Below are 8,284 nucleotides of genomic sequence, written 5' to 3'. Positions count from 1 at the left end.
GATGGTCGCTTGGTGCCCGCCCTACACCGACCGGGTGCTGGTGTGGATGCCGGTGATGTGGTCGGCCACCCGCTGCGTGGTCCGGCGGTCCCGGGGGGGGTCGGGGTGGGGCCGCGGCCGCGGCCGCACCCGGTGGTGTCCCCCTTGACGTCGGCAGCGCGCGACCGGGATCCAGCCGGGGCGGCGTCCGGGGTCAGGCGGCCAGCGCCCGGTTCCCGCGCAGGCCGGAGCGGCCGGCCTCCCAGGCCCCCAGCAGGTGCCGTGCGGTCAGGCCGTCGACGGCCAGCGCGCAGGCCGCACCGAAGAGGACGTCGCCGGCCAGGTGTGGCTCCCCGGCGACCAGCGAGCCGCACATGTCCACCGACGCGATCTGCTCGTGGACCGCGTCGGCCTCCACGTGCTCGTCGTAGAACACGCGCGTCGTCTCGGCGAACCCGAGCCGCCGCAGCCCCGCCGAGTACCGGCGGGAGGGCTCCGACGAGGTCATCTCCACGGCGGTGAGGTGTCCCAGCGCGGCGCCGCGCCAGCGGCGGTGCAGCCCGAACAGCGACATCGTGTTGACCGAGGCGAAGGCGCAGGCGGGCGCGTCGTCCCACAGGGCGCCGTACGTGGCGTCGAGGTCGAGGTCGCGCATCAGCCCGGCGAACAGCTCGCTGTGCATCCGGGCCGGCGCGCCGCCGCCGTACTCGTCAGCCTGGATCTCCACCATGGCCGCCTTCGCCCGGCCGCTCAGCCGCGGGACGGCGAAGGTGTGCGGGTCGCCCTCCTTGAGGTGGTAGACCGACCGCAGGGTCAGGTACTCCCGCCACTGGTCGAGCGACCCGGAGCGGGCCAGGTAGGACGACAGGGAGGGGCCGTCGTCGGCGGCGACCAGCGCGCCGAGCTGCCGGTCGATCGGCTCGCCGGTGGCCTGCGGGTCGCCCACCAGCTCGCGCAGCGCCGCGGTGTGCCGGCCCTCGAGGTGCGCGCGCAGCGTGAGCAGCGCGGGATCCCACTCCCAGGCGTCGTCGACCCCGTCGAAGCCGCGGTAGTGCAGCTCGTAGCAGACGGCGAGGGCCAGCTGGAGGTCCTCGTCGGCGAGCGGGTCGGTCGCGGCGGCCGCGGTGCGCGCGGCCAGCTCGACGGTGGCGTCGGAGAGGGCGCCGGCGTGGAGGTCGGCGCACAGGGCGGCGGTGAGCGGGCCCCGGGGCTCGGGCAGGTGCATGGGGTCGGGCATGCCCACGACCGGCCGCTCCGATGCGCGCGGGAGTGTGATGTCGCTCCGGGGTAGGACACCGGCATGAGCGCCTCCCTCGCCGACCGCGTCGTCCTCGTCACCGGCGGCAGCGCCGGCATCGGCCGCGCCACCGTCGCCCGGCTGGCGGCCGACGGCGCGCGGGTGGTCACCTGCGCCCGCGGCGCCGACCGGCTGGCCGAGGCGCTGGCCGCGCTGCCCGCCGGGGTCACCGGCGTCGTGGCCGACGTCGCCGACGCCGGTGACCGCGCCCGGTTGGTCGACCGGGTCCTGGAGGAGCACGGCCGGCTCGACGCCGTCGTCCTCAACGCCGGCCTCGGCTGGGCCGGGCTGGTCGAGGACATGCCGGGGGAGGTGGTGGAGGGCATGGTCGCGCTCAACCTCACCGGCGTCGTCGAGCTGACCCGGCTGGCGCTGCCGCACCTGTTCGCGTCGGCGGCGGAGCGGGGGCGGGCCGACGTCGTCACCGTCGCGTCGGCGGCGGCGTGGTCGCAGGTGCCGCCGCTGACCGTGTACTCGGCGACCAAGGCCGGCGTGCACGGGTTCGTGAAGGGCCTCCGGCGGGAGGTGACCGCCCGCGGCGTCCGGGTGCACACGGTCAACCCGGGACCGGTCGCGACCGAGTGGCTGGCCCGTGGCCACGGGGCGCCGCCCGTCTCCGACGCCGACGCCCCCGGCCGGCTGTCCCGGGGCATCCGCCGGGAGCGGGTCGCCGACCAGATCGGCCGGTGCCTGACCACCCCCTGGTCGCGCACGGTCGCCGTGCCGCGCTGGATGGGGCTGGCCCGGCTCGGCGAGGTGCCGCCCATGGACCGCGCGCTGGACCTGCTGCTGTCCCGGCAGGCCGACCGGATCCGCCGCATCGCCGCCCGGTCGGTGGAGGTCCGCACCCGCTGAGGCGGCCCGCGGCTGCGCTTGACGGACCGGTCCCCCTCCCCGACGGTGGGGTGTCCGGCCCGCACCCGCCTGGAGAGCCGCATGCCCCGAACCGTCCTCCGCCGCGCCGGGGTCGCAGCCGCCGCGACCACCACACTCGCCGCGCTCGCCGTCGCCGTCCCCCTCGGCCCTGCGGCCGCGGACCAGGGCGACCGGTCCGGTCCGCCACCGGTCCAGGTGCAGCTGCTGGCCCTCAACGACTTCCACGGCCACCTGGAGCCGCCGTCGGGCTCCAGCGGTCGCATCCAGGTCGGCGTGAACGCCGACGGCACGCCCCAGACGGTGGACGCCGGCGGGTCGGCGTACCTCGCCACCCAGCTCGCGCAGCTGGCCGCCCAGCAGCAGGAGCCGAACACGGTCACCGTCGCCGCCGGCGACCTGATCGGCGCCTCGCCGCTGCTGTCGGCCGCCTTCCACGACGAGCCGTCGATCGAGGCGCTGGGCCTGGCCGGCCTGGACTACGCCAGCGTCGGCAACCACGAGTTCGACGAGGGCCCGGCGGAGCTGCTGCGCATCCAGGACGGCGGCTGCCACCCGGTCGACGGGTGCCTGGACGGGACGCCGTACGAGGGCGCGGCCTTCCAGTACCTGTCGGCCAACGCCTTCGTCACCGAGACCCAGGAGCCGCTGCTGCCGGCGTACGCCGTGCACCGGGTGCAGGGGGTCGAGATCGGCTTCATCGGCATGACGCTGGAGGGCACCGGCGCCATCGTCAGCCGCGAGGGCACCGCCGGCCTGGAGTTCCGGGACGAGGTCGAGACGGCCAACCGGTACGCCGCCGAGCTGCAGGAGCAGGGGGTCGAGGCGATCGTCGTCCTGCTGCACGAGGGCGGGGTGCAGACCGGGGCGGACGCCTGGGACGTCAACGGCTGCAGCGGCCTCACCGGACCGGTCGTCGACATCGCCGCCGGCATGGACGACGCCATCGACGTCGTGGTCAGCGGCCACACCCACCAGGCCTACGACTGCGAGCTGGCCGGGAAGCTGGTGACCAGCGGCAGCTCCTTCGGCCGGCTGGTGACCGACATCGACCTGGCGATCGACCGGGACACCGGCGACGTCCTCACCGCGGCCGCCGAGAACGTGGTCGTCCGGCGGGACGTCGCGGCGGACCCGGCGCAGACCGAGCTGATCGCCCGCTACCGGGCGGCGCTGGGGCCGATCGCGAACGAGGTCGTCGGGACGGCGGCGGTGGACCTCACCCGGGCGCAGGAGCCGGTCCTGGACGGCGCGGAGTCGACCCTGGGCAACGTCATCGCCGACGCCCAGCTGGCGGCCACCGACGACGAGGCCGGCGCGGTCGCGGCGTTCATGAACCCCGGCGGCGTGCGTGCCGACCTGCTCGCGGGCGAGGTCACCTACGAGGAGGCGTTCACGGTGCAGCCGTTCGCCAACAACCTGGTGACCCTCGACCTCACCGGCGCGCAGCTCAACTGCCTGCTCGAGCAGCAGTTCTCGGAGGAGACCGTGCTGTACCCCTCCGCGACCGTCAGCTACCGGGTCGACCCCGCGGGCGTGGCCGCCCCGGTGGACGGGGACCCGTGCACCGGCACCCGGGTGCCCGACGGGTCGGTGCTCATCGGCGGTCAGCCGGTCCTCGCCGGCTCCACCTACCGCGTCACGGTGAACAACTTCCTCGCCGGCGGGGGTGACGGGTTCACCGTCCTCACCGGGGGGACCGGCGCCGTCACCGGCCCGATCGACCTGGACGCCTTCACCGCCTACCTGGGCGCGACCTCGCCGGTCGCGGCGCCGGCGCTGGACCGCATCGGCGCCGTCTGACGCGGGCGGTCGCCTGCCCGCGGCGGCCCGCCGCCGCCCGCGGCGGGCCGCCGGGGCCCTGTCGGAGGCGCCCGGCGAGGGCTACGTTCCCGGGCATGGGCGAGGACCCGACGGTCACCGACCCGGGTGCGTACCGGGTGCTGTTCGAGAACGAGCGCGTGCGCGTGCTGGAGTACACCGACGAGCCGGGGTACCGCACCAAGCCCCACCGGCACCCCGACAGCGTCATGGTCACGCTGAGCTCGTTCAGCCGGCGGCTCTACGGCCACGGCCGCGAGGTCGACGTCGAGCTGCACGCCGGGATGGCCCGGTGGCTGTCGGCGCAGGAGCACTCCGGCGAGAACACCGGCAGCACCCCGAGCCACTCGATCTTCGTGGAGCTCAAGGAACCGCGGCCGACCTCCCCCGAGGTGGCCGCGTCGCTGGGGCCGAGCACGCCCTGACCGCGGCGCCGGGACACACCCGGCCGGTACTCCTTGTCACGGTCGGCCCCGCGCTGAATCCTCCTCGCACGTCCCCGTGCCGACGTCCGGGTCATCGGAGCCCCGGGCGCGCACCGGAGGCGGCGGCGAGGAGGCGCCATGGACTTCCTGCAGCCGACGACGTGGACCGGCGCCCTGGCCGCGCGCGCGGAGCGGCCCGACGCCCTGCCCCTGGCCGGCGGCACGGACGTGATGGTCGAGCTGAACTTCGACCGCCGCCGTCCCGCCGCGCTGCTCGACCTCACCCGCGTGCCCGAGCTGCGGGAGTGGACGACCGACGGCGAGGTGGTCCGGCTCGGCGCCGGCGTCCCGTACGCGCGGGTGGTCGCCGAGCTGGGCACCCGGCTGCCCGGGCTGGCGATGGCCGCCCGCACGGTGGGCTCGCCGCAGATCCGGGCGCGCGGCACGGTCGGGGGCAACCTCGGGTCGGCGTCCCCGGCCGGTGACGCGCACCCGCCGCTGCTGGCCGCCGGTGCCGTGGTCGAGGCCGAGTCCGCCGACCGCGGGGTGCGGCTGGTCCCGGTCGTGGAGTTCTTCACCGGCGTCAAGCGCAACGCCCTCGCGCCCGACGAGCTGATCGCCGCCGTGCGGGTCCCGGCCGCCACCGGCCCGCAGCAGTTCTGCAAGGTCGGCACCCGCAACGCCATGGTCATCGCCGTCTCCGCCTTCGCCCTCGCGCTGCACCCGGACCGGCAGGCCGTCGGTACGGGCATCGGGTCGGCGGCGCCCACGCCCCGGCCGGCGCGGGAGGCGCAGGAGTTCCTGGCCGGCGAGCTGGACTGGGCGGCCCGCCGCCCGCTGCCCGAGGTTCTCGCCGCGGAGTTCGGGCGGCGCGTGGCCGCCGCGGCCGCGCCGATCGACGACGTCCGGGGGACCGCGGCCTACCGCCGGCACTCCCTGGCGGTGATGGCCCGCCGCGCCGCCGCCTGGGCCTGGGACGACCTGAGGAGGGCGGCCTGATGCGCCTGAGCACCACCGTGAACGGCACCGCGCGCGAGGTCGACGACGTCTGGCCGGGGGAGAGCCTGCTGTACGTGCTGCGCGAGCGGCTGGGCCTGCCCGGCGCGAAGAACGCCTGCGAGCAGGGCGAGTGCGGCTCGTGCACGGTCCAGCTCGACGGCGAGCCGGTGTGTGCCTGCCTGGTCGCCGCGGGGCAGGCCGCGGGCCGCGAGGTGACGACCGTCGAGGGACTGGCGCCGGCCGGGGCGCTGTCGCCGGTCCAGGAGGCGTTCGTCGAGGCGGGCGCCGTGCAGTGCGGCTTCTGCACCCCCGGCCTGGTCGTCGCCGCGCACCACCTGCTGACCCGGGTGCCGCAGCCCTCGGACCCGGAGATCCGCGAGGCGCTGGCCGGTAACCTGTGCCGCTGCACCGGTTACGAGAAGATCCTCGACGCCGTCCGGCTGGCCGCGGCGAGGCAGGCCCGGTCATGAGGGGCGGGCGCGGCCGTCTCCGCCCCTCGGGGAGCGTCGAGGCGGGTGGCACCGTCACCACGTCGACGCCGGTGACCGGCGCCGGCCGGGTCGGGGACAGCCCGCTCCGGCCGGACGGGACGCTCAAGGTCACCGGCGAGTTCGCCTACGCCAGCGACCTCTGGCACGACGACATGGTCTGGGGCGTCACCCTGCGCAGCCCGCACCCGCACGCCCGGATCCGCCGGATCGACGTCTCCGAGGCCCTCACCGTCCCCGGGGTCACCGCCGTCCTCACCGCCGACGACGTGCCGGGCGAGAACGCCTTCGGGCTCGAGCACGCCGACCAGCCGGTGCTCGCCGCCGACGTCGTCCGCTACGAGGGCGAGCCGGTGGCGCTGGTCGCCGCCGACCACCCCGAGACCGCGCGCCGCGCGGCCCGGCGGATCCGCGTGGACTACGAGGTGCTCCCCGCGCTCACCGACCCCCGTCGCGCGCTGGACGACGACGCCCCGCGCGTGCACCCCGGCGGCAACCTGGTGCGCCACGTACGACTGCGCCGGGGCGACCCCGCGCCGGTCGCGCCGGTGGTGGTCTCCCTGGACTTCGAGGTCGGCATGCAGGACCAGGCCTTCCTGGGCCCGGAGTCCGGGCTCGCCGTCCCGGCCGAGGACGGCGGCGTCGACCTGTTCGTGGCCACCCAGTGGCTGCACGTCGACCAGCGGCAGGTGTGCCTGGCGCTGGGGCTGCCGGAGGAGAAGGTGCGGCTCACCCTCGCCGGCGTGGGCGGCGCCTTCGGCGGGCGCGAGGACCTCTCGGTGCACGTGCACGCCTGCCTGCTGGCGCTGCGCACCGGCCGCCCGGTGAAGATGAGCTACGGCCGGGAGGAGTCCTTCTACGGCCACGTGCACCGGCACCCGGCGACGATGACCTACGAGTTCGGCGCCGAGCGCGACGGCACCCTGGTCTACGCGCGGGCGCGGGTGCTGCTCGACGGCGGCGCCTACGCGTCGTCCACCGGCGCGGTCGTCGGCAACGCCGGACTGCTCGGGCTCGGGCCGTACCGCTTCCCGTCGGTGGCCGTGGACGCCTACGGGGTCTTCACGCACAACCCGCCGTGCGGGGCGATGCGCGGCTTCGGCTGCGTGCAGACGGCCTTCGCCTACGAGGCGCTGATGGACGAGCTCGCCGCCGCGGTCGGCCTCGGCCCGGTGGAGATCCGCCGGCGCAACGGCCTGCGGGAGGGCGACCGGAACGTGACCGGCCAGGTGGTCGACTCGGCCGCGCCGGTGGCCGAGCTGGTGCAGCGGGTCGCGGACCTGCCGCTGCCCCCGCCCCCGGACACCACCGACATCCGCGCGCTGCCGGGCGCGGTCGGCAACACCACGCACGGGGAGGGCGTGCGCCGTGGCGTGGGCTACGCGGTGACCGTCAAGAACGTCGGCTTCTCCGAGGGCTTCGACGACTTCTCCACCGCACGGGTGCGGTTGGCGGTCCTCGGCGGGGAGGCGGTGGCCAGCGTGCACACCGCGGCGGCGGAGGTCGGCCAGGGGCTGGTCACCGTGCAGCAGCAGATCGCCCGCACCGAGCTCGGCGTGGAACGCGTGGTCGTCGTCCCCGCCGACACCTCGGTGGGCTCGGCCGGGTCGACGTCGGCGTCCCGCCAGACCTACGTCACCGGCGGCGCCGTGCAGGCCGCCTGCCAGGCGGTGCGGACGGCGGTGCTGCAGCGCGCCGCCGTCGCGCTCGACCGGCCGGTCGCCGGTCTGCGCCTGGACGGCGAGAAGGTGGTCGGACCCTCCGGTGAGGTGCTCGCCGGGCTGGCCGACGTGCTGGGGGACGACGCGGTCGAGCAGACCGTCGAGTGGCGGCACCGGCCCACCCACGCCGTCGACCCGGAGACCGGGCAGGGCGACGCGCACGTGCAGTTCGCCTTCTCCGCGCACCGGGCGGTGGTCGACGTCGACGTCGAGCTCGGCCTGGTGAGGGTGGTCGCCCTCGACACCGCCCAGGACGTCGGCAAGGCGGTCAACCCCGACGCGGTGGTCGGTCAGGTCCACGGCGGGTCGGCGCAGGGGATGGGCCTGGCGCTGATGGAGGAGGTCGTGGTGACCGACGGGCACGTGCGCAACCCGTCGTTCACCGACTACCTGCTGCCGACGGTCCTCGACATGCCGCCGATGCGGGTGGAGCTGCTCCAGAACCCCGACCCGCACGCGCCCTACGGCGTCCGCGGGGTGGGGGAGCCGCCGACGATCTCCTCGGGCCCGGCGGTGGCCGCGGCCGTGCGGGCGGCCTGCGGGCGGCCGCTGCGGCGGGTGCCGATCCGCCCGGAGCACATCACCGGCACCTGATCCCGCCCCCTCCGGCGGTGGCGCGGGATCGACCGGTCGTGGCCCGCGGAGGCGTCGGTGCCCGCGCGGTCGCGCCGGCCATGGGGC

General features: G+C 76.4%; 7 protein-coding genes. 6 read left to right on the top strand and 1 reads right to left on the bottom strand.

The genetic code is table 11. The features are described 5' to 3' along the window. Window positions 1-193: 193 nt before the first annotated feature. Entirely contained in the window at window positions 194-1,216 is a 1,023-nt protein-coding gene (locus tag ACI78V_RS18095; protein WP_456853234.1) for an iron-containing redox enzyme family protein, read from the bottom strand. A 63-nt stretch (window positions 1,217-1,279) separates the two neighbouring features. Here ACI78V_RS18095 and ACI78V_RS18090 point away from each other — a divergent pair, with 63 nt between their 5' ends. From ACI78V_RS18090 to pucD, 6 genes are all read left to right on the top strand, one after another. Next, entirely contained in the window at window positions 1,280-2,131 is an 852-nt protein-coding gene (locus ACI78V_RS18090; RefSeq protein WP_456853232.1) for an SDR family oxidoreductase, read from the top strand. Window positions 2,132-2,212: 81 nt separating this feature from the next. Then, complete coding sequence (locus tag ACI78V_RS18085) at window positions 2,213-3,952, top strand: bifunctional metallophosphatase/5'-nucleotidase (protein WP_456853230.1); 1,740 nt, start codon at window positions 2,213-2,215, stop codon at window positions 3,950-3,952. Between the two features lie 95 nt (window positions 3,953-4,047). Then, window positions 4,048-4,395 (top strand): cytoplasmic protein, encoded by a 348-nt coding sequence (locus ACI78V_RS18080; RefSeq protein WP_456853228.1) that lies wholly within the window; start codon window positions 4,048-4,050, stop codon window positions 4,393-4,395. 138 nt (window positions 4,396-4,533) lie between these two features. Further along, window positions 4,534-5,394, top strand: coding sequence for an FAD binding domain-containing protein (locus ACI78V_RS18075; protein ID WP_456853227.1), 861 nt, complete (start codon window positions 4,534-4,536; stop codon window positions 5,392-5,394). Then, window positions 5,394-5,864, top strand: coding sequence for a (2Fe-2S)-binding protein (locus tag ACI78V_RS18070; protein ID WP_456853225.1), 471 nt, complete (start codon window positions 5,394-5,396; stop codon window positions 5,862-5,864). The genes ACI78V_RS18075 and ACI78V_RS18070 overlap by 1 nt, the downstream gene beginning before the upstream one ends. A gap of 71 nt (window positions 5,865-5,935) precedes the next feature. Then, window positions 5,936-8,197: a xanthine dehydrogenase subunit D gene (gene pucD / locus ACI78V_RS18065; protein ID WP_456853222.1), complete on the top strand. Its 2,262-nt coding sequence runs from the start codon at window positions 5,936-5,938 to the stop codon at window positions 8,195-8,197. Window positions 8,198-8,284: the final 87 nt, after the last annotated feature.

Source organism: Geodermatophilus sp. SYSU D00742 (assembly GCF_054049935.1).
The sequence above is the reverse complement of the archived record's forward strand: the minus strand, read 5'-3'. Positions and strand labels throughout refer to the sequence as shown.

Bases quoted from the DNA above. Each gene is read 5' to 3' on its own strand.
- ACI78V_RS18095 (WP_456853234.1), bottom strand. From the start codon at position 1,216: ATGCCCGACCCCATGCACCTGCCCGAGCCCCGGGGCCCGCTCACCGCC.
- ACI78V_RS18090 (WP_456853232.1), top strand. From the start codon at position 1,280: ATGAGCGCCTCCCTCGCCGACCGCGTCGTCCTCGTCACCGGCGGCAGC.
- ACI78V_RS18085 (WP_456853230.1), top strand. From the start codon at position 2,213: ATGCCCCGAACCGTCCTCCGCCGCGCCGGGGTCGCAGCCGCCGCGACC.
- ACI78V_RS18080 (WP_456853228.1), top strand. From the start codon at position 4,048: ATGGGCGAGGACCCGACGGTCACCGACCCGGGTGCGTACCGGGTGCTG.
- ACI78V_RS18075 (WP_456853227.1), top strand. From the start codon at position 4,534: ATGGACTTCCTGCAGCCGACGACGTGGACCGGCGCCCTGGCCGCGCGC.
- ACI78V_RS18070 (WP_456853225.1), top strand. From the start codon at position 5,394: ATGCGCCTGAGCACCACCGTGAACGGCACCGCGCGCGAGGTCGACGAC.